This window comes from Pseudomonas sp. LBUM1647, assembly GCF_059716175.1.
Genome location: NZ_CP166809.1, coordinates 6,388,905 through 6,411,597, shown reverse-complemented (window position 1 = coordinate 6,411,597; position 22,693 = coordinate 6,388,905). Strand labels below are relative to the sequence as shown.

Below are 22,693 nucleotides of genomic sequence, written 5' to 3'. Positions count from 1 at the left end.
CGCTTAACCCACAACGGAGAATAACAATGCAAAAAATCACGTTGATCGGCTGCACCCTCGGCCTGCTGCTCGCCAGTCCGGTCCAGGCCAACGAAGCGCCACTGACCGGCACGCTGAACAAGGTTGCCAATGCCAAGAGCATCACGCTGGGCTATCGCGACGCATCGGTGCCGTTCTCCTATGTGGGTGATCACACGGGGCAGCCGATGGGCTATTCGGTGGACCTGGCGAGCAAGATTGTCGAGCGAATCAAGCAAAAGCTTGAGCTGCCGGATCTGCAGGTGAAGTACAACCTGGTGACCTCGCAAACGCGCATTCCGCTGGTGCAGAACGGCACGGTCGACCTTGAGTGCGGCTCCACCGGCGTGACGGCCGAGCGCATGCAGCAAGTGGCATTTTCCTACGGGTTTATCTACGTGAAGGGGCAGTTGCTCACGGCGAAGGACAGCGGCATCAAAAGCTTCGCCGACCTGCGCGGCAAGAACGTCGTGACCACTGCCGGCACCACCAATGAGCGGTTTCTGAAGAGCTACAACGTCGATAACAAGATCGATATGTTCGTGATCAGCGCCAAGGACCACGGCGAAGCGTTCCAGATGCTGCAGTCGGGTCGGGCGGCGGCGTTCTATATGGATGACGCGCTGCTTTACGGTGAGCGTGCCAAGGCCCGAGATCCGCATAACTGGGTCGTGGTGGGTGAGGAGCAATCGCGGGAAATCTACAGCTGCATGGTGCGCAAGGGTGATCCGCAGTTTCTCGAGTTGGTGAACTCGACGCTTGCCGATCTGTACAGCTCGGGGGAAATCAACGGCATCTACAACCGCTGGTTCCAGCAGCCGATCCCGCCCAAAGGCTTGAACCTGGAATTTCCGATGACCAGCGAGTTGAAAGCAATCATCGCCAAACCGGTGAGTGATCCGGTGCAATAAGATCAAAAGATCGCAGCCTGCGGCAGCTCCTACAGTTGAAACGCGATCTCTGTAGGAGCTGCCGAAGGCTGCGATCTTTTAAATCTTAGAAATCGCCCCACAGTTGTTGGGCCACCGCCAGTGCCACGACGGGCGCGGTTTCGGTGCGCAATACGCGAGGGCCGAGGCGCGCGGCGTGAAAGCCGCCAGCCTTGGCCTGCTCGACTTCAGCGTCGGACAACCCGCCTTCCGGGCCGATCAAAAACGCCAGCGTCGCCGGTTTCGCATGACTCACCAACGGCTCGGCCACCGGATGCAGCACCAACTTCAATTCTGCCTGGGTCTGCTTCAACCAATCCGCCAACAGCAGCGGCGGATGAATCACCGGCACCCGTGAACGCCCGCACTGTTCGCAAGCGCTGATCGCAACCTGGCGCCAGTGCATCAGGCGTTTGTCGGCGCGTTCATCCTTCAGCCGGACTTCACAGCGATCACTGAAGATCGGGGTGATTTCAGTGACGCCCAGTTCAGTGGCTTTCTGAATCGCCCAATCCATCCGCTCGCCACGGGACAAGCCCTGGCCGAGATGGATCGACAATGGCGACTCGACTTGCCCGGCAAAGCTTTCATCGATCTGCACGACAACGCGCTTCTTGCCGACCTCCACCAGCGTGGCGCGAAACTCATGGCCCGAACCGTCGAACAGTTGCAGCGCATCACCCTCGGCCATGCGCAGCACACGGCTGATGTAATGGGCCTGGGCCTCGGGCAACTCGTGTTCGCCAGTGCTCAAGGGGGCGTCGATAAAGAAGCGGGACAGTCTCATGCTGGGTCTCTGTAAAAAGTCGAATGTAGCGGCGTGCGCAATCAGCCTTTGTGGCGAGGGGATTTATCCCCGTTAGGCTGCGAAGCGGCCCCAAAGATGGGACTGCTGCGCAGTCCAACGGGGATAAATCCCCTCGCCACAGATAAACCCCTCACCACAGGGAACTGCGTCGGTCTTTAGCCCGGATCACGGAAGCCCGGGTGAAAGTCTTTCGGCACCGAAACACTGACGCTATCGCGAGTCGCGATGTCGATGCCTTCGCTGGCCACTTCAGCCAGAAAGTCGATCTGTTCAGGCGTGATCACGTACGGCGGCAGGAAGTACACCACGCTGCCCAACGGTCGAAGTAAAGCACCACGCTCCAACGCATGCTGGAACACTTTCAAGCCGCGACGTTCCTGCCACGGATAAGCTTCCTTGGTGGCCTTGTCCTTGACCATCTCGATGGCCAGCACCATGCCGGTCTGGCGCACTTCCGAAACGTTCGGGTGATCGGCCAGATGCGCGGTGGCGCTGGCCATGCGCTGAGCCAGCGCCTTGTTGTTCTCGATGACGTTGTCTTCTTCGAAGATATCCAAAGTCGCCAAGGCTGCCGCGCACGCCAGCGGATTGCCGGTGTAGCTGTGGGAATGCAGGAAGGCGCGCAGGGTCGGGTAGTCGTCGTAGAAAGCGCTGTACACGTCTTCGGTGGTCACGCAGGCCGCCAACGGCAGGTAACCGCCGGTCAGGGCCTTGGACAGGCAGAGGAAGTCCGGGCGGATGCCGGCCTGTTCGCAGGCGAACATCGTCCCGGTGCGACCGAAGCCGACGGCAATTTCGTCGTGGATCAGGTGCACGCCATAGCGGTCGCAGGCTTCGCGCAGCAGTTTCAGGTACACCGGGTGGTACATGCGCATGCCGCCGGCGCCCTGGATCAGCGGCTCGACGATGACTGCCGCGACGGTGTCGTGGTTCTCGGCCAGGGTCTGTTCCATGGCAGCGAACATGTTGCGCGAATGTTCTTCCCAGCTCATGCCTTCCGGGCGCAGGTAGCAATCGGGACTCGGCACCTTGATGGTGTCCAGCAACAGGGCCTTGTAGGTTTCGGTGAACAGCGGCACGTCGCCCACCGACATCGCTGCCATGGTTTCGCCGTGGTAGCTGTTGGTCAGGGTGACGAAGCGCTTCTTGTTCGGCTGGCCGCGGTTGAGCCAATAGTGAAAGCTCATTTTCAGCGCGACTTCGATGCAGGACGAACCGTTATCGGCGTAGAAGCATCGGGTCAGGCCTTCCGGCGTCATCTTCACCAGACGCTCGGACAACTCGATGACTGGCTGATGACTGAAACCAGCGAGGATCACGTGTTCCAGCTGATCGACCTGATCCTTGATGCGCTGGTTGATCCGCGGGTTGGCGTGGCCAAACACGTTGACCCACCAGGAGCTGACGGCGTCGAGGTAGCGTTTGCCTTCGAAGTCTTCCAGCCAGACGCCTTCACCGCGTTTGATCGGGATCAGCGGCAGCTGTTCGTGGTCTTTCATCTGGGTGCAGGGATGCCATAACACCGCGAGATCGCGTTGCATCCACTGATTATTCAGGCCCATTTTCAGTCTCCTCGAGGCGGCTCGCGACATGCGCGGGCAAACAATCGCGCAAGCCTATGCAATGCGTGACGTGGGGACAACCCATTGTGTCGATTGAGCTACTTTGTATAGGTGGATAGACGTCGCTGGCGGCCTTTTGATGGCTGACGTATTCTTCGCGGTTCTTTGAGTCGTCTGACTCGTAAAACCGCTATTTCCTACGTGTATTTCCGGAGTTCGCTGAATGTCTGCTGGTTGGCTGCGCGCCTGTGCGCTGGTGATGTTAGGGCTGTTCAGCGTTTCTGCGCTGGCCAAGGATAAAACGGCGATCGTGATCGGAGGAGGGCTGTCTGGCCTCACCGCGGCTTACGAACTGCAAAACAAGGGCTGGCAGGTCACCCTGCTGGAAGCCAAACCGAGCATGGGCGGTCGCTCCGGCATGGCCACCAGTGAGTGGATCGGCAACGACAAGACCCAACCGGTTCTGAACAAGTACGTTTCGACCTTCAAGCTGAGCACCACGCCGGCCCCAGAGTTCGTGCGGACCCCGGGCTACCTGATTGACGGTGAGTATTTCACTGCCGCCGATCTGGCCACCAAGCAACCGGCCACCGCCGAAGCGCTCAAGCGCTACGAAAAGACTGTGGACGATCTGGCGCGCTCGATCGAAGACCCGCAGAACCCGGCGGCCAACAGCACACTGTTCGCCCTGGACCAGATCAACGTGGCCAATTGGCTCGACCGTCTGAATCTGCCGGCCACGGCACGTCAGTTGGTGAATCAGCAGATTCGTACCCGTTATGACGAACCGTCGCGCCTGTCGCTGCTGTACTTCGCACAGCAAAGCCGCGTCTACCGTGGCGTTGCCGACCGTGACCTGCGCGCCTCGCGTCTGCCTGGCGGCAGCCCGGTGCTGGCACAGGCCTTCGTCAAACAACTGAAAACCATCAAGACCAGCTCTCCGGTCTCGGCGATCACCCAGGACAAGGACGGCGTGACCGTCAAAGTCGGCAGCGTTGGCTACCAGGCTGATTACGTCGTTGTGGCTGTGCCACTGCGCGCACTGAACAAGATTCAAATGACTCCGTCGCTGGATGCCCAGCACATGGGCGCGATCAAAGGCACCAACTACGGTTGGCGCGACCAGATCATGCTGAAATTCAAGACGCCCGTGTGGGAAAGCAAGGCGCGGATGACCGGCGAGATCTACAGCAACACCGGTCTGGGTATGTTGTGGGTTGAGCCGGCACTGAAGGGCGGCGCCAACGTGGTGATCAACCTGTCCGGCGACAACGCGCGCGTGATGCAGGCCTTCGGCGACAAGCAGATGGTCGATCAGGTGCTGATCCGTCTGCACGCCTTTTATCCACAGGCGCGCGGTTCGTTCACCGGTTACGAAATTCGCCGTTACAGCACCGACCCATCGATGGGCGGCGCTTACCTGGCGTTCGGTCCTGGCCAGATCAGCAAGTACTGGCGCCTGTGGGAACGTCCGATTCAGCGTGTGGCCTTTGCCGGCGAACACACTGACACCTTGTACCCGGGCACGCTGGAAGGCGCATTGCGCACCGGTCAGCGGGCAGCCAGTCAGGTAGAAGACCTGGCGGCCGGCAAGTCGTTTGAACCAGCGAAAGTTGTTCCAGCAGCGACCGTTGCGGCGGCCGGTGCGGTGGCGGCGAAGAAAGGCAACTTCTTCACCAACCTGTTCGGTGGTTCTGACGACAAACCGGCACCGGTCAAGGCGCCAGAGCCCGTGGCTCCGGTTGCTCCGGCACCGGCTCCAACTCCTGCGCCGGCCCCAGCACCGGTAGAAGCGCCGAAACCAGCGGCCCCGGTGAAAGTCGAACCGGCCAAAAAAGCCCCGGCGAAAAAGCCTGCTGCCAAAACCGAGGCCAAAAAGGCTCCGGCAAAAGCCCCGGCGAAGAAAGCTGAACCGGCGAAGAAACCAGCGGCAAAACCCGCTGCGACCCCGGCGACGGATACCAAAGCGCAGTAAGCTTTGGGATTAAAGAAACGCGGCAGAAATGCCGCGTTTTTTTATGCCCGAAGAAAACCAATATCAAGAATCGAATAAACCTAATGGCGGAGGTGTTCTTTAGTTGGACTTCATTTTTTCTTACACATTGGTCTTTAATCTTTCCTTAACTCACCTATTTCAGACTCTTGATCGTATTTCTCGATATTTCAAAGCGAAATTTTCCGCTTTAATTCGATAGGTAACTCGATAGTCTTGGTCGCAGTTCTCACAGGATTTGGGCAATGCAGCTACGTAACTCTTCTTCGCGCTACGGTTGGGTCAGCATTTTCATGCACTGGGGTGTGGCGCTGGTGGTCTTCGGTCTGTTTGCGTTGGGCTTGTGGATGGTCGGTCTCGACTACTACAGCGTCTGGCGCAAAGACGCGCCCGACTTGCACAAGAGCATTGGCCTGGTGTTGTTAGCCGCCATGGTTCTACGGGTGCTGTGGCGTTTTATCAGCCCGTCGCCACCCGCACTTGAAAGCTATAGCCGCATGACGCGCCTTGGCGCCAAGTTCGGCCATTCGTTCCTGTATCTCAGTCTGTTTGCTGTGATGATTGCCGGTTACCTGATTTCCACCGCAGAAGGTGTCGGGATTCCGGTGTTTGGCCTGTTTGAAGTTCCTGCACTGGTTTCCGGACTACCGGATCAGGCAGACACCGCCGGTGTGATTCATCTGTATCTGGCGTGGGTGCTGGTCATTTTTTCCGGTCTCCATGCGTTGGCAGCACTGAAACACCACTTTATCGATCGTGATGCGACCCTCACTCGAATGCTGGGCCGCAAAGCTTGAAGTTCAACCTCGACTCCAAAGGAATAGAAAGCATGTTGAAAAAGACTCTCGCCGCTCTGGCAATCGGTTCTGCTCTGCTGTCCGCCAACGTGATGGCGGCCGACTACGTCGTCGACAAGGAAGGCCAGCACGCCTTCGTTGACTTCAAGATCAGCCACCTGGGCTACAGCTTCATCACCGGTACCTTCAAGGATATCGACGGCAAGTTCAGCTTCGACGCTGCCAAGCCAGAAGACAGCAAGATCGAGTTCAACGTGAACACCGCCAGCGTGTTCACCAACAACGCCGAGCGCGACAAGCACATTGCCAGCGGTGATTTCCTGAACGCGAGCAAATTCGCTAAAGCCACGTTTGTTTCCACCAGCGTCAAATCCACCGGCAAAAACGCCGCTGGCAAAGACACTGCTGACGTGAGCGGTAATCTGACTCTGGCGGGCGTGACCAAGCCGATCGTGGTCAAGGCCACTTTCCTGGGTGAAGGCAAGGATCCGTGGGGCGGCTACCGTGCCGGCTTCGAAGGCACCACCAACCTCAAGCGCTCCGACTTCGGCAAGCAGAAAGACCTGGGCCCACAGTCCGACGCGGTCGAGCTGTACGTGACGTTTGAAGGGGTCAAAGCGAAGTAATGCTGAGACCGTAGGAGCTGCCGCAGGCTGCGATCTTTTAAGATCAAAAGATCGCAGGCTTCGCCAGCTCCTACGAAGGCAGTTCGCAGCACAAACAAAAATGCCCCTGATCTCGCGATCAGGGGCATTTTTTATGGCTGCGTTAAATCAGCGATTGCGGGTCAGCAACGCTGGTTTCTCGCCGCGAGGACGGCCTGGCAGTTGATCAAGTTGCTCAGGAGTCGGGAAACGATCGGTTTTCGACTCCTTGTGAATGATCTTCGGTGCCGGGCCGCGCGGGTTTTGCACGGCCGGTTCCGAACGCGGCTGGTCGTCGGTGCGGGCCGGGCGGCGGTTGCGGGACTCTTCGCGACGGGCCTGGCCGTCACGTGGAGCACCGTTGCGTGGGCCGCTGCGCTTGGCCGGCGGAGTGCCGGTGGTGGCGCCATCGCTGCTGCGCGGACCGCTTTGGCGACCCTGGGGCTTGCCGCCGCCGCCGGTGCGCGGAGCACCTGCAACTGCGCCAGCTGCGGCACCTTGTGCCGGAGCACCCGGACGGCGACCACGGCCTTGAGCCGGTTTGGCTTGAGGAACGTAGTCGACGCGGTTACCGAAGTTATCGATATCGTCGTCCAGGAACTCGTCCGGAGCACGGTCTGCGGCAGCAGCGCGTGGTGCTGGACGCTGTTGCTCGCGAGCCGGAGTGCCTTCGCGGGGCTTGTGTTCACGCGCCGGGCGATCACCACGGCCAGTGGCTGCAGGTTTTTCCTTGCCGCCCTTGTCCTTGCCCTTGTCTTTACGACCGCCACCACCGCCGGTGCCGTTCGGACCGTCGCCGCGCGGGCCACGTGGGTTGCGCGGGTTACGCACATCCGGACGCTCGCGGACTTCAGGCTTCTCGGCTTCTACAGCGCTGGAATCGAAGCCCATCAGGTTGCCGTCGGCAATTTTCTGTTTGGTCATGCGTTCGATGCTTTTCAGCAGCTTTTCTTCGTCCGGAGCGACCAGCGAGATCGCTTCGCCCGAACGACCGGCACGGCCGGTACGACCGATACGGTGAACGTAATCTTCGTCGACGTTTGGCAATTCGAAGTTGACCACGTGTGGCAACTGATCGATATCCAGGCCGCGAGCGGCGATGTCGGTGGCGACCAGGATGCGCACTTCGCCGGCCTTGAAGTCGGCCAGGGCTTTGGTGCGAGCGTTCTGGCTCTTGTTACCGTGGATCGCAACGGCGCTGAGGCCGTGTTTGTCCAGGTACTCGGCCAGACGGTTGGCGCCGTGCTTGGTGCGGGTGAACACCAGAACCTGTTCCCAGGCGCCAGCGGTGATCAGATGCGCCAGCAACGAACGCTTGTGGCTGGCGGCCAGACGGAATACGCGCTGTTCGATACGCTCGACCGTGGTGTTCGGCGGCGTGACTTCGATGCGTTCCGGGTTGTGCAGCAGCTTGCCGGCGAGGTCGGTGATGTCTTTGGAGAAAGTCGCCGAGAACAGCAGGTTCTGGCGTTTGCTCGGCAGACGGGCGAGGACCTTTTTCACGTCATGGACAAAGCCCATGTCGAGCATGCGGTCGGCTTCGTCCAGCACGAGGATTTCCACGTGGGACAAATCGACGCTGCCTTGACCAGCCAGGTCGAGCAGGCGGCCGGGGCAGGCCACCAGCACATCAACACCGCGGGACATGGCCTGAACCTGTGGGTTCATGCCGACGCCGCCGAAGATGCAGGCGCTGACGAACTTCAGGTCACGAGCATAGACCTTGAAGCTCTCGTGTACTTGAGCCGCGAGTTCGCGGGTAGGGGTCAGGACCAGTACGCGCGGTTGGCGCGGGCCGTGACGCTGGGATTTGTCCGGGTGACCGTTGGGGAACAACCGCTCCAGAATCGGAAGGGCGAAGCCGCCGGTTTTACCAGTACCTGTCTGAGCCGCGACCATCAGGTCGCGACCTTGCAACACGGCGGGAATGGCCCGCTGTTGCACCGGAGTAGGCTCGGTATAGCCCGCTGCCTCGATGGCGCGGACTAAAGCCTCGGAGAGACCGAGGGAAGCAAAGGACATGAGTAATCCTGTTTTAGTTAGGGCTTGGCCCAATGGGAGTCTTGCCTGGCGCGAATGGCGTTTAAGAGGAACGCAATCCCGTCCGGTCCTGCTGGGTTTCGAAGGCTCGTCTGGAGTGCTCGCGCGGGCTGAAAAGCTGCGCTGTAGCGGGGTCGAGATGCCTTGAACGATTCCGAGCGTCCGGGCGTGAGCCTGGCGGGAAGGCCGGAGTATAACAGAGCAATCACTGCGCGCCGCTTTCCTGCTGCTCAACGGTTTTTCCGTTGGCGGCGGTGGCTCTGGTGGTTTTTACCTCGGCCGCCGGGTCGGCGCCATAACGGGCGCTCAGTTCAGCGTACGCAGGCTCGCGCTTGAAGCGTTTGAGTTCGGCGCCGAAGCGCTGCACCAACAAGTCCATGCCGGCGTTGCGGCGTACTGCCAGGAACTGGCTCTGGTGGCTGATGACGGTCGGGTTCTCGGTAATCTTGTCGCGGATGCCCAATTCGTCGAGTAAGTGCTGTCCAACCCTGCGATCAGTGATCAGCAGGTCGATCCGCCCGCGCACCAGTTTGCCGAAGTTGGCTTCATGGGTCGGCGCCGGTTCGCGAGTGAACAGGGTCGATTCGCTGAAGTCCTGGCTGTACAGATAGCCTGGGGAGGTGCCTATGGTCAGACCTTTCAGGTCGGCCAGGGTGCGAAAAGGGTGGGGCCGCTCATTGGCGTAGAACATCACGAACTCCACTTCCGAGAGCGGCTCGCCGGGGTAGAGCAGGGTGGCGTCGCGCTCATCGCTGTGGAAGATGTCCAGTGCGCCGTCTGCCTGGCCCGTTTCGAGCATCGACAGGCAGCGTTTCCACGGCAGGAACTGCCATTCCACTTCGATGCCCAGGCGTTTGAAGACGATGGCCGTGGTTTCGTAGTCCAGCCCCAGGGATTTGCCGTTTTCCTCATACACGTACGGCGCCCAGGGTTCGGTGACAATGCGCAGCTTCTCGCCCCGAGCGGCGAAGCTCAGGCAAGTAAAAAGAAACACGGTCAGTAACTGCGCGATCAAAGGCATGGCTTGAGATTACGACGAGAAACCGGAAAGAGCCAGAAACGGGATCCAGAAGCTCTAACTCAGTGTGTGCTGCACAATAAAAGGGCGTTAAAAACAAAAGATCGCAGCCTGCGGCAGCTCCTACAGGGATTAAACACGCCCGATGTAGGAGCTGGCGAAGCCTGCGATCTCTTGATCTTGCTTTAACGGCTTTTAGCGCGGCAACTTCAGATTGTTCCACACCGCCAGGCTCGGTTCGGCCTGGTTCAGGGTGTAGAAGTGCAACCCTGGAGCGCCACCCTGCAGCAGGCGTTCGCACATCTCGGTGATGACTTGCTCACCAAAGCCTTGAATGCTTTGGGTGTCGTCGCCGTAGGCTTCCAGCTGCTTGCGGATCCAGCGCGGGATTTCCGCACCGCAGGCATCGGAGAAGCGCGCCAGCTTGCTGTAGTTGGTGATCGGCATGATCCCCGGAACGATCGGGATGTTCACGCCCATCGCCCGTACACGCTCGACGAAGTAGAAGTAGCTGTCGGCGTTGAAGAAGTACTGGGTGATCGCACTGTTGGCGCCAGCGTTGGCCTTGCGCACGAAGTTGGTCAGATCGTCTTCGAAATTGCGCGCTTGTGGGTGCATTTCCGGGTAGGCGGCGACTTCGATGTGGAAATGATCGCCGGTTTCTTCACGAATGAATTCAACCAGGTCATTGGCGTGACGCATTTCACCACTGGCCATGCCCATGCCCGAAGGCAGGTCACCGCGCAGGGCAACGATACGGGTGATGCCGGCTGCCTTGTATTGGGTCAGCAGGCCGCGCAAGTCGTCCTTGCTGTCGCCAACGCAGGACAAATGCGGTGCGGCAGGTACTTTGACTTCGCTTTCGAGCTGCAACACGGTGTTGAGGGTGCGATCACGGGTCGAACCACCAGCGCCATAGGTGCAGGAGAAGAAATCGGGGTTATACGTGGCCAGCTGACGGGCAGTGGCGATCAGTTTTTCATGCCCAGCGTCGGTCTTCGTAGGGAAGAACTCGAAGCTGTAGCGACGGTCTTGGGACATGGTCATATCCTTGGAAACACGTAAGCCGGACGCTGATCCCCCGTAGGAGCTGCCGCAGGCTGCGATCTTTTAAAGATCAAAAGATCGCAGGCTTCGCCATCTCCTACAAAGGACGGTCAGTCAGCGCCAATCAGTAGCGGTAAGCGTGCGGCTTGAACGGACCTTCAACGGTCACGCCGATGTAGTCGGCCTGGGTCTTGGTCAGTTGAGTCACCACGCCGCCGAAACCGCGGACCATTTCCAGGGCCACTTCTTCGTCGAGTTTCTTCGGCAGCACTTCAACGGTCAGGCGCTCGGCTTTCTGGACTGGCGACAGGTCGGCGTACTTCTGGCCGAACAGGAAGATCTGGGCCAGAACCTGGTTGGCGAACGAGCCGTCCATGATGCGGCTTGGGTGGCCGGTTGCGTTACCCAGGTTAACCAGACGGCCTTCGGCCAGCAGGATCAGGTAGTCGTCGTTCTGGGCGTCGAACGCGCCAGGACCGGTACGGTGGATTTTGTGAACCTGTGGCTTCACTTCTTCCCATGCCCAGTTCTTGCGCATGAAAGCGGTGTCGATTTCGTTGTCGAAGTGGCCGATGTTGCAGACAACAGCGCGCTTCTTCAGGGCTTTGAGCATGTTTGCGTCGCAAACGTTGACGTTACCGGTGGTGGTCACGATCAGGTCGATCTTGCCCAGCAGCGCTTTGTCGATGCTTGCTTCAGTGCCGTTGTTGATACCGTCGATGAACGGCGAAACCAGCTCGTAACCGTCCATGCAGGCTTGCATGGCGCAGATCGGGTCAACTTCGGAGACTTTAACGATCATGCCTTCCTGACGCAGGGACTGGGCCGAACCCTTGCCCACGTCACCGTAACCGATGACCAGCGCTTGCTTGCCGGACAACAGGTGGTCGGTACCACGCTTGATCGCATCGTTCAGGCTGTGACGGCAGCCGTACTTGTTGTCGTTCTTGCTCTTGGTGACCGAGTCGTTGACGTTGATGGCCGGGATTTTCAGCTCGCCCTTGGCCAGCATGTCCAACAGGCGGTGAACGCCAGTGGTGGTTTCTTCGGTAACGCCGTGGACGCGGTCCAGGATCGCCGGGTATTTCTTGTGCAGCAGCTCGGTCAGGTCGCCGCCGTCGTCGAGGATCATGTTGGCATCCCAAGGCGCGCCATCTTTGAGGATGGTTTGCTCCAGGCACCACTCGTACTCTTCTTCAGTTTCGCCTTTCCAGGCGAAAACCGGGATACCGGCAGCGGCGATAGCGGCAGCGGCCTGGTCTTGAGTCGAGAAAATGTTGCAGGACGACCAACGCACTTCGGCACCCAGGGCAACCAGGGTTTCGATCAGCACGGCAGTCTGAATGGTCATGTGGATGCAGCCGAGGATTTTCGCGCCTTTGAGCGGCTGCTCACCGGCGTACTTGCGACGAAGACCCATCAGGGCCGGCATTTCGGATTCGGCGATGATGGTTTCGCGACGGCCCCAGGCAGCCAGGGACATGTCGGCAACTTTGTAATCGTTAAAATCTGCAGGCGTGATAACAGCGCTCATGATGAGCCTCCATTCGTAATGTATGCGAATGGGCGCCGTTGTGCGTTTAGTGTCTGACCGATAGCGGTCAAGCAACGCCCCATCCGAGCCTGACAGGTCGAACCTGCTGCAGCGCCCCTCGGACAGGTGGCGGGAAAACGGTATCAATTGAAGATGACCGTTTTGAAACGGTGGCGATTATAGCCGTGTGAGCGATACTTCCAAAGCGTTTCTGTTGGTCAATGTCTGAACGGTAATCGAGGCCATAGCCGATGCTTGATAGAGCTCTAGGTCGGGCTCTGCCATGATGGCCGGCATCAATCGGCAAGACGGTCAGGAGTGAATATGAATTTCCACACCCGCAAATGGGTAAAACCCGAAGACCTCAACCCCAACGGCACGCTGTTCGGCGGCAGCCTGTTGCGCTGGCTCGACGAAGAAGCGGCGATCTATGCCATCGTCCAGCTGGGCAATCAGCGTGTGGTCACCAAGTACATTTCCGAGATCAACTTCGTCAGCGCCTCGCGCCAGGGCGACATCATTGAACTGGGCATCACCGCCACCGAATTCGGTCGCACCTCCATCACCCTCAAGTGTGAAGTGCGTAACAAGATCACCCGCAAGAGCATCCTGACGGTGGATAAGATTGTCTTCGTCAATCTGGGTGAAGACGGATTGCCTGCACCGCACGGCCAAACCGAGATCAAGTACGTCAAAGACCAGTTCAAGGACGACGGCATCAGCGAGTAATGCGAGCGCGTAGGAGCTGCCGAAGGCTGCGATCTTTTGACCTTGATCCTGGCGTCGTCACTGTCCGCTGAAAATCAGGATCAAAAGATCGCAGCCTTCGGCAGCTCCTACAGAACGGACCCTGACCCTGCGTGTCGTACCTACATGACACGCCACTGGTTCCGGAGCTTTATGGACACGCAAAAAGATGGCAAGACCCCGAACCTCTCGCCTGAAGAACAGCACGACGTCGACAAGAGCCAGCCGCCGCGGGCGGCGGTGCTGCACGAAATCATCCGCACCCAGGGCGATCAGGAGCTCGAACGCAGTGTCGCTGCCTTGTGGTGGTCGGCGCTGGCCGCCGGCCTGACCATGGGCCTGTCGCTGATGGCCATGGGGCTGCTCAATTCCCGTTTGCCGGACGGCGAAGGCTTCAAGGTGATTGCCAGTTTCGGTTACTGCGCAGGCTTTCTCGCGGTGATCCTCGCCCGTCAGCAATTGTTCACTGAGAACACCCTGACGGCGGTGCTGCCGATCATGACCAAACCCACACTGAACAATTTCGGTCGGTTGCTACGCCTGTGGTCGGTGGTGCTGGTGGGCAACCTCTGCGGCACGTTACTGGTGGCCTATGTGATGCTGAATCTGCCGATTTTTGACAGCAAGACCGATCTGGCCTTCTTAGATATCGGGCGCAAGATCATGGAGAACGACGCTAGCCAGATGTTCGCCAAAGGCATTGTGTCGGGCTGGATGATCGCCACCATGGTCTGGATGATTCCGTCCATGGAGAGCGCGAAGATGTGGATCATCATCCTCATCACCTACCTCATGGCGCTGGGGGATTTCACCCACATCGTGGTCGGTTCGGCGGAGGTCTCGTATCTGGTATTTGCCGGCGAGTTGCCGTGGAAGGATTTCTGGCTGGTGTTCGCCGGGCCGACGCTGGCGGGGAACATCATCGGCGGCAGCTTCATCTTCGCGCTGATCAGCCATGCGCAGATTCGCAGCGAGAGCGGCCCGCCGAAGAAGTCTACGGATCAAGGCCCGGAGCCCGACCCGCAGAAGACCAAGAAATGATCAGTGATGCTCGGCCTGTGCCGCTGGCGCAGGCTCGTCCTTGGTCACGTGCTTGACCAGTTTGCCGATGCTCAACCCCTGCAACAGGATCGACGCAGCGACAAGTTCAAGCATCCGGGGTCCTTTGGATGGGGAGGTAGATAGAAAGGGATTTCAGGGTTGGGCAGTCACACCGCGTCAACTTCTTCGCGAGCAATCGAGCGTCGACCGGCTGCTCCCACATTTAGTCGCCAGTGAACACAGACTTTGCGCACGGCGAGATCCAATGTGGGAGCAGCCGGTCGACGCTCGATTGCTCGCGATAGCGGTGTCAGCAGCAATGCAGTTAATTCAGTCGGACACATTGACCGCAGCAACACCGCGACGTTGCAGATAGATGTAGAAAAGCGCCGTCAGCACGGTCAAGCCACTGACCAGCGCGCCGGTCCACGGCAAGTCCGCCAGATCCGCACCGCTGGCGACCACCAACCCGCCAATCCACGCACCGGCCGCGTTGCCAAGGTTGAACGCGCTCTGGTTCAGCGTTGAACCCAGATTCGGCGCTTCATGGGCCTGATCGATGATCAGCAATTGCAAAATCGGACACAGGGCAAACGCGAAGATGCCCCACAACACCAGCGTGATCGCTGCCGGGATCACTGAGTGACTGGTCTGTGTGAACGCGGCCAGCACGACCAGTACGGCCAGCGCCATGCCCACCAGCGACGGCAGCAATCGACTGTCAGCCAGGCGACCGCCGAGCATGCTGCCCGCGGTCAGTCCGACCCCGAATAGCAGCAGCATGATGGTGACGCCATGCGGGCTGACGCCAGTGATGTCTTGCAGGATGGGGGCAATGTAAGTGAAGACGCTGAACAGGCTGGTCGACGCCAGCACGCTCATGCCCAGCGCCAGCAACACATTGACTTTACCCAGTACTTTGAACTCGCTGGCGAGGTTGGCCTTGTCCATGGCGATGTCCTTCGGCAACCAGACCCACTGCGCGATCGCGGCAATCACGCCGATCACTGACACCGCCCAGAACGTCGAGCGCCAGCCGGCGTACTGCCCGAGTGCGGTGCCCAAAGGCACGCCCAGCACGTTGGCCAGGGTCAGGCCGGTGAACATCATGGCAATCGCCTGGGCGCGTTTGTTCGGTGCCACCAAGCCGGCGGCAACCACCGAACCGATGCCGAAGAACGCACCGTGGCAGAGCGCGGTGACCACTCGTGCGGCCATCAGCGTGGCGTAGTTCGGCGCCAATGCGCAAAGAATGTTGCCGAGGATGAACATCAACGTCATGCCCAGCAGCGTGGCTTTGCGCGGCATGTTGGCGGTGCCGACCGCGAGGATCGGTGCACCGAACACCACGCCCAGGGCGTAACCGGTGATCAGCAGGCCCGCGTGGGGGATGCTGACGGCGAGGTCGCGGGCGACATCGGGCAGCAAGCCCATGATGACGAATTCAGTGGTGCCGATGCCGAACGCGGCAACAGCGAGGGCAAGCAAGGCGAGTGGCATGCGCAAGGTCTCTGTCGGTAGTCTTGACGCTCTGATCAGGCATACGCATGCCGACGCCCGTTCTCGACGAGAGCGGACGGTGGCAGAAATTATTGGAATTAGTCTGTGCGCAACTGAGTGCGGCGTGGTCGCTTGCAGTATAAACAGCTGCTGACATATGGCGAATCAATTATCTCCCCGGTCAATGTAGGAGCTGCCGAAGGCTGCGATCTTTTGATGTTGATTTTTTAAGATCAAAAGATCGCAGCCTTCGGCAGCTCCTACAGGGGGGCGGTCAAAAAAAGGAGTGTGCCGTGCTTCCAACAGCACTGGTGTTAGTAGCGGCGCTGTTGCACGCGGCGTGGAATACCCTGATCAAATTCAGTGCGGAACGACTGCTGGTGGTGGCCTGCATGGACAGCGTGGCGATGTTGTTTGTTGTTGTGATGTTGCCGTTCGTGAGCTTGCCGCCTATAGAAATCTGGCCGTGGATTCTGGCGTCGGCGGCGTTTGAATTGCTCTATCGCTATTTGCTGATCCAGGCCTATAGGGTCGGTGATCTCGGGCTGGTCTATCCGCTGATGCGTGGCTTGTCGCCGCTGGTGGTGCTGGCACTGACGCTGATCTTTGCCGGGGAAGTGCTGACGAACCAGCAGATCTTCGGGATTTTGCTGATCCCGTTCGGCATGCTGTGCCTGCTCTGGCAGGGCGGCGGCGGTGCGCGTTTGCCATGGTCGATGCTGCCGGTGGTGGCGTTGATCGGCCTGTGCATCGGCTGCTACACCTTCATCGATGGCCAGGCGTTGCGGCGCTGGTCGCATCCGCTGGATTACCTGGTGTGGGTCACGTTGCTCAGCGCCTGGCCGTTCCCGTTACTGGCGCTGGTGCGTAAGCGACCGGCCTTCATGTTGTTCTGGCGTGAACAGTGGCGACTGGGGTTGGCGGTCGGGTTTTGCGTGTTGTTCAGCTACGCTCTGGTGCTGTGGGCCATGCAGCTGGGCTCGATTGCCGAAGCGGCGGCATTGCGCGAGATCAGCGTGATTCTGGTGGTGCTGTTCGGCATGCGTTACCTGAAAGAACCTTTCGGCAGACCACGGCTCTTGGCTTGTGGGCTGGTGCTGATCGGCATGCTGGTGATGAAGTTTTGACTGGAGCTCGACTCTTGAAACTTGAAGAAGGGATTGCGTTATGACGGTTGCTCTGTGGTGCATTTTGATCGCGATTTTCCTGCCCTATATCTGCACGGGCATCGCCAGGGTCAGTGGCGGGTTCAGGCCGAAAGACAACCATGACCCCCGTGACTTTCTCGAGTCACTGAATGGTTTTGGCCGACGCGCGTATGCGGCGCATCTGAACAGTTTTGAAGTGACTCCCGCGTTCGCGGCGGCGGTGATCGTCGCGCACCTGGCCGGCAATGCCGAGCTGGTGACGATCAATGTGCTGTCGGTGTTGTTCATCACCAGTCGGCTGCTGTACATCATTTGCTACTTGGCGGACTGGGCGATTTTGCGGTCGCTGATGTGGTTGGTGGGGGTGGGGTTGATCGTCAGTTTCTTTGTGGTTTCTGTTTAAGAGCAAGATCAAGAGATCGCAGGCTTCGCCAGTTCCTACGCTCATCCGCGATTTTGCGGCGAGCCTGCGATCTTTTGACTTTAAAGCTTGTCGGTCACCTGAGGCACTTGAGGCAGGGCTGCGCCTTTAGGCCAGAGCATCCAGATTTGCCCCTGCTGTTTCATGTCGCCAGCCAATTGCCCGGCCGCCTCGCCCGTGCCCCAGAACAGGTCTGCTCGGACTTCGCCGGCAATTGCGCCGCCGGTGTCCTGGGCGGCAACCGGGCGTACCAGTGCGGTACCGTCCGGTTTAGTAGTCGATAACCACAACAGACTGCCCAGCGGAATCACTTTGCGATCCACCGCCGCGCTGTAGCCGGCGGTCAGCGGTACGTTCAACGAGCCGCGAGGTCCTTCGTTACTGTCCGGATTGCGGGTGAAGAATACGTAGCTGGGGTTGCTGCCCAGCAGTTCCGGAATGCGCGTCGGATTGGCCTTGGCCCAATTGCTGATGGCGCCCATGGTCACTTCTTCTTTTTTCAGCTCGCCCTGGTCCACCAGCCAGCGGCCGATCGGTCGATACGGGTGACCGTTCTGGTCGGCATACGCAATGCGTAACTGTCGGCCATCATCGAGCTGGATACGACCCGAACCCTGGATTTGCAGGAATTGCAGGTTCATCGGATCGGTCAGCCAGGCAACAACCGGTGCCTTGACCCCTTTGGTTTCAATCGTGGCCGCATCGTCGTAAGGCTTGAGCACGCGACCTTCGAGTCGTCCGCGCAGGCGTTTGCCTTTGAGTTCCGGATAAATGCTGTCCAGAGAGACGATGATCATGTCCTCGGGAACACCGTACACCGGGATGTTTGCCACTTCGGTCTGGGTCAGGCTGCCGGGGTAGACCGGCTCGTAATAGCCGGTGATCAAGCCGTTGGGATTGTCATTGGCAGCGCGCAGGCCGTAGACGTCGAGGTTCTGCTTGAGGAAGCCACGAATGTCGCTGGCGGTTTGCGGCACGTTGGCGGCAGCCGCACACGTCGTGCCCCACACCGGGTCGGCTTTGAGTCGGGTGCAGGCGCTGCGCCACGAACCGAAGCCGGCGACCAGGTCGTTGTCGGACACCGTCGGAAGTGCTTCCCATGTGGCGCTGGAGTAGGTCGCCAGGGCATGGGTTTTCGGTTGGTTGTTGTCGCCACCTGTGCAGCCCGCAAGCACGGCCACCATCGGAAGGGTCCAGGCGAGGTTGTGACGCCATGCCTTGAAACGGCTGTTCATGGAGTAATTCCTTTGTCGGTTGCCTGAGTGCTCCATGCGCTCAAACAACCCGTATTGATAATAGGGCTATTGGTCTTTGCCGATGACGCGAGGATACTGGCCGCCGTTCCCGTGACCTGAAGCCACCATGACTCTTAAAAGACTTTCTGTTGTATTGCTGGCCTTCCTGACGTTATCCGCCTGCGGTGGTGTCGATCCCAACTCGCCGCTGGGCCAGCGCAAGGCGATCTTCAAGCAAATGCTCAAGACCGGCGAAGACCTGGGCGGTATGTTGCGTGGTCGCATCCCGTTTGACGGTCCGAAATTCGCTGACGGTGCCGTGAAGCTCGATGCGTTGTCCCGTGAACCCTGGAAACATTTTCCGCAGGTGCGCGAAGAAGATCACACCAGCGCCAAGAGCGATGTCTGGCAGAAACAGGAACACTTCCAGGACATGGCCCGCACCCTTGAAGTCGCCACCGGTGAATTGGTGATTGCCAGCAAGGTCCAGCCTTACAAGGCCAGCAACCTTGGGCCAGCGGTGCAGAAGGTCGAAGATGCTTGCAGTGCTTGCCATAAAGAGTTTCGGGATCATTGAGTCCTGAACTGATCCTTACTTATCCAGCTCATCGAGTGCGTCCTGCAGTTCCTTGCGGGACTCGGCGAGTTTGTCTTTGCGCTTGTTGATCTTCTCGGCGTCGCCTTTCTTCATGGCCTTGTCGAGGTCAGCCTGACGCGTGCTGACTTCGTGCTTGGCGTCGAGCACCTTGTTCTCCCGTTCTTTCTTCAGGGAAGCATCGGTGCAATGAGCAGTGACTTCGCTCAGGGCCGTTTCAAGGCCTGCCTGCTGATCGGCGTTACCGTGAGACTTGGCCAGTTCAATCTGGTTGATGAGGCCCTGCTTCTTTGCGGCGCAGCCGGTCAGGCCCGGAGCTTCTTCGGCGGCCATTAGTGGAGCGGCCAGCACGCTGCAAAGGGTCAACAGGGCGAGCGGTGAAAGAAGTTTCATAAATGCTCCATGTGAAAAAGCGATCGGGTCGATGTGGCGATGGGGTGTTTGAGCCCAGCGGCACCATTGGGTTCCCGGGTTGGTGGGCATCGCCGGCCGCTAAAAACCGTCAATCCCCGCAAGACGTAATGTTTCACTCAAGACCAGGACCTGCGGGTCGCGGAAAAATGCGCTCAATTGCGCTGCGCGTCCCGGGCCGATGCCGGCTTCTGCCTGCCATTGTTCGATATTTCGTTGTGCCAGTTCCTGCCATGAATCGGCAAGCCGCGCCTGGCCGGTCGGCGGCAAACCCAGGGCTTTGAGCCAGCGAGCGAAAGGGCGCTGTCGGGCACTGTTGAAACTGTTCAAAAGACGAGCGCTGCTGCGTTCGCCGAAGCCGTCAATGTTAGCAAGCTCTTGAGCATCGAGGGTCAACCAATCCAGCAGGCCATTCAGACGGCCTGTTTCGAAAAGTTTCTCCCAAGTGCCAGGACCGACATGGGGCAACGCCAGGCCCTGCTTGCCGCTGAGCCAGGTCAGTCGGGCGAGGAATTGGCTTTCGCACCCCGGTGTCGGCTGCCAGCAACTCAAATGATGAAAGTCCTCCGCCAGCGGTACGCTCAATTCAGCGCGTTGGGTGCTGCGCAGCATGACACCGTCAAGCCTGGGAATGGTCAGGCCTGCCAGGCTGATGGCGACCTGATCTCCGGGCCGGATATCCAGTGTTTCCCAGCGTTGCAGCGAGCTCACACTGACTCGCTTGATCTGCCGGTCATCGAGCATGACCGGTGTCAGTTCCAGTACCGGGGTGATTCGTCCGGTCCGTCCAATCTTGAAGTGGACCTTGCGCACCTCGGCCAGGGCCTGGGCAAATGGGTATTTCCAGGCGACGCTCCAAAAAGGCGGTTTAGCCTGCCAGCGTTCGGCGGGTGGGCGCTGATCCTGGCGCAAGACGATGCCGTCGCTGGTGAAGGGCAGGGGCGAGCGATACCAGTGATCGCGCCAGCGTTCTGCGTCGGCAAATGCCGTGATCGAGTGGCTGTAAGGTGCAATGCTCGGGAAACCCAACTCATCCAGGACTGCGATGCGGGTGGGCAAACGGACCGGGCCTTGGGGCCAGTCCCAGACAAACAGGCCGATCCCGGCGGCTTGCTCAATGCTTAACTTTTTGCGGGCCATCAAACCGGCCACTGTGGCGCGTGCATTGAGGCTGCCGGCACGGGCCTGTACGTGGTCGGTCAGGCGCCAATAGAGCTCACCTTGCAGCAGCAGGTCCAGCGGCTCTGGCAATTGTTGGGGGATGGCGGCGATCTGGCGCGCCGAAGCCGTCCAGTCCTGGCCATTTATTCCGTCACCGCGGCTGATAGCTTGAGTCAGCAGGCCTTTGCGGTAGATCAGCGTCACTGCCACGCCGTCGATCTTGGGCTGAATCCAGACATCGCTCCGTCCTTTTAGCCAGGCTTCGACGGCGCGACCATCGCGGAGTTTTTCCAGGCCCGTGTGGGCGATGGGATGAGGCATCGTACCGCCCGCAGTACGCAGGGGTTCCGCGGATTTTTCCAGGTCGAAACAGGTGCGCCATTCGGTCAGTCGTGCACGGGATTGATCATAGAGTTCATCGGCGACCAATGAGCGGCCGCCCCGGTGATAGCTGTCGTCCCAGAGGTCGATTTGTTTCTGCAGTGACGTGATTTCGTCCAGGGCGCGTGCGGGTGGCCAGTCGGGGCACTCGGCAGCGTTTGAACTCAGGCAAAGAAAGGTCAGGAAAAAACAGAAAAACAGGCGCAGAAGCATCGTGAGCGTCCTTGCTCAGGGAGAATGCTTTCAAGGTTAGTCAGCTTTCGGGCGTCGGTAGCGAGGATGTTTTTCGGTGTATTTCGAGAGAAAGGAAGATCAAGAGATCGCAGCCTCGTTTCACTCGACAGCTCCTACAGGGATTTGTGTAGGAGCTGTCGAGTGAAACGAGGCTGCGATCTTTCGATTTTCGCGCAATAAAAAACCCCGCACGGCGAACCGTGCGGGGCTTTTGGTACCGCCGGGGAACTCTTACAGGCCGGCAGCAGCGCGCAAGGAATCGGCGCGGTCGGTCTTTTCCCAGGTGAAGGTGGTGAAAGTGTCGTCGCCCACAGTCTTGGTTGCCGGGGTACGACCGAAGTGGCCGTACGCAGCGGTTTCCTGGTACATCGGGTGCAGCAGGTCGAGCATGGTGGTGATTGCGTATGGACGCAGGTCGAACACTTCGCGGACCAGTTTGACGATTTTGTCGTCGCTGATCTTGCCGGTGCCGAAGGTGTTCAGCGAGATCGACGTCGGCTGAGCAACACCGATCGCGTAGGAAACCTGAATCTCGCAACGCTCGGCCAGGCCGGCCGCCACGATGTTTTTGGCCACGTAACGACCCGCGTAGGCAGCCGAACGGTCAACCTTCGATGGATCTTTACCGGAGAACGCACCGCCGCCGTGACGGGCCATGCCGCCGTAGCTGTCAACGATGATCTTGCGACCGGTCAGGCCACAGTCGCCTACCGGGCCGCCGATGATGAACTGGCCAGTCGGGTTGATGTGGAACTGGGTGTCTTTGGACAGCAGCTCGGCAGGCAGTACGTGCTTGACGATCAGCTCCATCACGCCTTCGCGCAAGTCTTTGTAGGACACGTCAGGGTTGTGCTGAGTCGACAGTACAACGGCGTCGATACCGACAACCTTGCCGCCTTCGTAACGGCAAGTCACTTGCGACTTGGCATCCGGGCGCAGCCAAGGCAGCAGGCCGGATTTACGGGCTTCGGCCTGACGCTGAACCAGCTGGTGCGAGAAGGTGATCGGTGCTGGCATCAGCACGTCGGTTTCGTTGCTGGCGTAGCCGAACATCAGGCCCTGGTCGCCGGCGCCCTGATCTTCAGGCTTGGCACGGTCGACACCCTGGTTGATGTCAGGGGACTGCTTGCCGATGATGTTCATCACGCCGCAAGTGGCGCCGTCGAAGCCGACATCGGAGCTGTTGTAGCCGATGTCCAGAATCACGTTACGCACGATCTCTTCCAGATCGACCCAGGCCGACGTGGTGACTTCACCTGCGATGATTGCAACGCCGGTTTTTACCAGTGTCTCGACCGCTACACGGGCGAATTTGTCTTCAGCAATGATGGCGTCCAGCACAGCATCGGAAATCTGGTCGGCGATTTTGTCCGGATGCCCTTCGGACACGGACTCGGAGGTGAAGAGGGAGTATTCGCTCATCTCGATT

20 protein-coding genes and 1 riboswitch are annotated in these 22,693 nt (G+C 59.3%); of the genes, 9 read left to right on the top strand and 11 right to left on the bottom strand.

The genetic code is table 11. From position 1 onward, the window contains the following. The first annotated feature begins 26 nt into the window (after positions 1-26). A complete protein-coding gene (locus ACA059_RS29635) occupies positions 27-929 on the top strand; it encodes a transporter substrate-binding domain-containing protein (RefSeq protein ID WP_497631943.1) in 903 nt (300 codons plus the stop codon). Positions 930-1,014: 85 nt separating this feature from the next. Here the strand turns inward: ACA059_RS29635 and ACA059_RS29630 are convergent, their stop codons facing one another. Together ACA059_RS29630 and ACA059_RS29625 are read right to left on the bottom strand one after the other, a co-directional pair. Beyond that, positions 1,015-1,734 carry a 16S rRNA (uracil(1498)-N(3))-methyltransferase gene (locus ACA059_RS29630; protein WP_111448480.1) on the bottom strand — a complete coding sequence of 240 codons (720 nt, stop codon included), beginning with the start codon at positions 1,732-1,734 and terminating at the stop codon, positions 1,015-1,017. A gap of 176 nt (positions 1,735-1,910) precedes the next feature. After that, the gene (locus ACA059_RS29625) at positions 1,911-3,317 is read right to left on the bottom strand and encodes an adenosylmethionine--8-amino-7-oxononanoate transaminase (protein ID WP_033060427.1); all 1,407 of its coding nucleotides are present in this window, start codon (positions 3,315-3,317) and stop codon (positions 1,911-1,913) included. Positions 3,318-3,540: 223 nt separating this feature from the next. On the opposite strand from ACA059_RS29625, the gene ACA059_RS29620 reads away from it, so the two are divergent. The 3 genes from ACA059_RS29620 (at position 3,541) to ACA059_RS29610 (ending at position 6,733) form a co-directional block, all read left to right on the top strand. Continuing rightward, positions 3,541-5,292 (top strand): flavin monoamine oxidase family protein, encoded by a 1,752-nt coding sequence (locus ACA059_RS29620; RefSeq protein ID WP_497631942.1) that lies wholly within the window; start codon positions 3,541-3,543, stop codon positions 5,290-5,292. Between the two features lie 263 nt (positions 5,293-5,555). Then, entirely contained in the window at positions 5,556-6,107 is a 552-nt protein-coding gene (locus ACA059_RS29615) for a cytochrome b (RefSeq protein ID WP_497631941.1), read from the top strand. Between the two features lie 32 nt (positions 6,108-6,139). Further along, positions 6,140-6,733 carry a YceI family protein gene (locus ACA059_RS29610; protein ID WP_497631940.1) on the top strand — a complete coding sequence of 198 codons (594 nt, stop codon included), beginning with the start codon at positions 6,140-6,142 and terminating at the stop codon, positions 6,731-6,733. A 147-nt stretch (positions 6,734-6,880) separates the two neighbouring features. Here ACA059_RS29610 and rhlE2 read toward each other — a convergent pair whose 3' ends face one another. The 4 genes from rhlE2 to ahcY all read right to left on the bottom strand — a co-directional run bounded on the left by rhlE2 (position 6,881) and on the right by ahcY (position 12,390). Beyond that, positions 6,881-8,773 (bottom strand): RNA helicase RhlE2, encoded by a 1,893-nt coding sequence (gene rhlE2 / locus ACA059_RS29605; protein ID WP_497631939.1) that lies wholly within the window; start codon positions 8,771-8,773, stop codon positions 6,881-6,883. Between the two features lie 223 nt (positions 8,774-8,996). Then, on the bottom strand, positions 8,997-9,812 hold the full coding sequence (locus ACA059_RS29600; protein ID WP_497631938.1) for a substrate-binding periplasmic protein: 816 nt from the start codon (positions 9,810-9,812) through the stop codon (positions 8,997-8,999). A 192-nt stretch (positions 9,813-10,004) separates the two neighbouring features. Continuing rightward, complete coding sequence (metF, locus tag ACA059_RS29595; protein ID WP_497631937.1) at positions 10,005-10,850, bottom strand: methylenetetrahydrofolate reductase [NAD(P)H]; 846 nt, start codon at positions 10,848-10,850, stop codon at positions 10,005-10,007. A 130-nt stretch (positions 10,851-10,980) separates the two neighbouring features. Further along, positions 10,981-12,390 carry an adenosylhomocysteinase gene (ahcY, locus tag ACA059_RS29590; RefSeq protein ID WP_497631936.1) on the bottom strand — a complete coding sequence of 470 codons (1,410 nt, stop codon included), beginning with the start codon at positions 12,388-12,390 and terminating at the stop codon, positions 10,981-10,983. A 23-nt stretch (positions 12,391-12,413) separates the two neighbouring features. After that, a riboswitch (S-adenosyl-L-homocysteine riboswitch) is annotated at positions 12,414-12,516 on the bottom strand. A gap of 198 nt (positions 12,517-12,714) precedes the next feature. Between ahcY and ACA059_RS29585 the strand changes: the two genes are divergently transcribed. Together ACA059_RS29585 and ACA059_RS29580 are read left to right on the top strand one after the other, a co-directional pair. Next, positions 12,715-13,119 carry an acyl-CoA thioesterase gene (locus tag ACA059_RS29585; protein WP_149416408.1) on the top strand — a complete coding sequence of 135 codons (405 nt, stop codon included), beginning with the start codon at positions 12,715-12,717 and terminating at the stop codon, positions 13,117-13,119. Between the two features lie 171 nt (positions 13,120-13,290). Continuing rightward, positions 13,291-14,178: a formate/nitrite transporter family protein gene (locus ACA059_RS29580; RefSeq protein WP_497631935.1), complete on the top strand. Its 888-nt coding sequence runs from the start codon at positions 13,291-13,293 to the stop codon at positions 14,176-14,178. A gap of 330 nt (positions 14,179-14,508) precedes the next feature. Here ACA059_RS29580 and ACA059_RS29575 read toward each other — a convergent pair whose 3' ends face one another. Continuing rightward, positions 14,509-15,678: an MFS transporter gene (locus ACA059_RS29575; protein ID WP_497631934.1), complete on the bottom strand. Its 1,170-nt coding sequence runs from the start codon at positions 15,676-15,678 to the stop codon at positions 14,509-14,511. Positions 15,679-15,971: 293 nt separating this feature from the next. On the opposite strand from ACA059_RS29575, the gene ACA059_RS29570 reads away from it, so the two are divergent. Together ACA059_RS29570 and ACA059_RS29565 are read left to right on the top strand one after the other, a co-directional pair. Continuing rightward, positions 15,972-16,805 carry an EamA family transporter gene (locus tag ACA059_RS29570; protein WP_497631933.1) on the top strand — a complete coding sequence of 278 codons (834 nt, stop codon included), beginning with the start codon at positions 15,972-15,974 and terminating at the stop codon, positions 16,803-16,805. A gap of 40 nt (positions 16,806-16,845) precedes the next feature. Then, positions 16,846-17,229, top strand: a complete 384-nt coding sequence (locus ACA059_RS29565) for an MAPEG family protein (protein ID WP_497631932.1) — start codon at positions 16,846-16,848, stop codon at positions 17,227-17,229. Positions 17,230-17,309: 80 nt separating this feature from the next. Here the strand turns inward: ACA059_RS29565 and mltA are convergent, their stop codons facing one another. Beyond that, positions 17,310-18,482, bottom strand: coding sequence for a murein transglycosylase A (gene mltA / locus ACA059_RS29560; RefSeq protein WP_497631931.1), 1,173 nt, complete (start codon positions 18,480-18,482; stop codon positions 17,310-17,312). 127 nt (positions 18,483-18,609) lie between these two features. On the opposite strand from mltA, the gene ACA059_RS29555 reads away from it, so the two are divergent. Continuing rightward, the gene (locus ACA059_RS29555) at positions 18,610-19,059 is read left to right on the top strand and encodes a c-type cytochrome (protein ID WP_497631930.1); all 450 of its coding nucleotides are present in this window, start codon (positions 18,610-18,612) and stop codon (positions 19,057-19,059) included. 15 nt (positions 19,060-19,074) lie between these two features. Here ACA059_RS29555 and ACA059_RS29550 read toward each other — a convergent pair whose 3' ends face one another. The 3 genes from ACA059_RS29550 to metK form a co-directional block, all read right to left on the bottom strand. After that, positions 19,075-19,470, bottom strand: coding sequence for a DUF1090 domain-containing protein (locus ACA059_RS29550; protein WP_347802068.1), 396 nt, complete (start codon positions 19,468-19,470; stop codon positions 19,075-19,077). A gap of 99 nt (positions 19,471-19,569) precedes the next feature. Then, complete coding sequence (gene ligB, locus ACA059_RS29545; protein ID WP_497631929.1) at positions 19,570-21,243, bottom strand: NAD-dependent DNA ligase LigB; 1,674 nt, start codon at positions 21,241-21,243, stop codon at positions 19,570-19,572. 252 nt (positions 21,244-21,495) lie between these two features. Continuing rightward, complete coding sequence (gene metK / locus ACA059_RS29540) at positions 21,496-22,686, bottom strand: methionine adenosyltransferase (RefSeq protein WP_033060397.1); 1,191 nt, start codon at positions 22,684-22,686, stop codon at positions 21,496-21,498. Positions 22,687-22,693 lie beyond the last annotated feature (7 nt).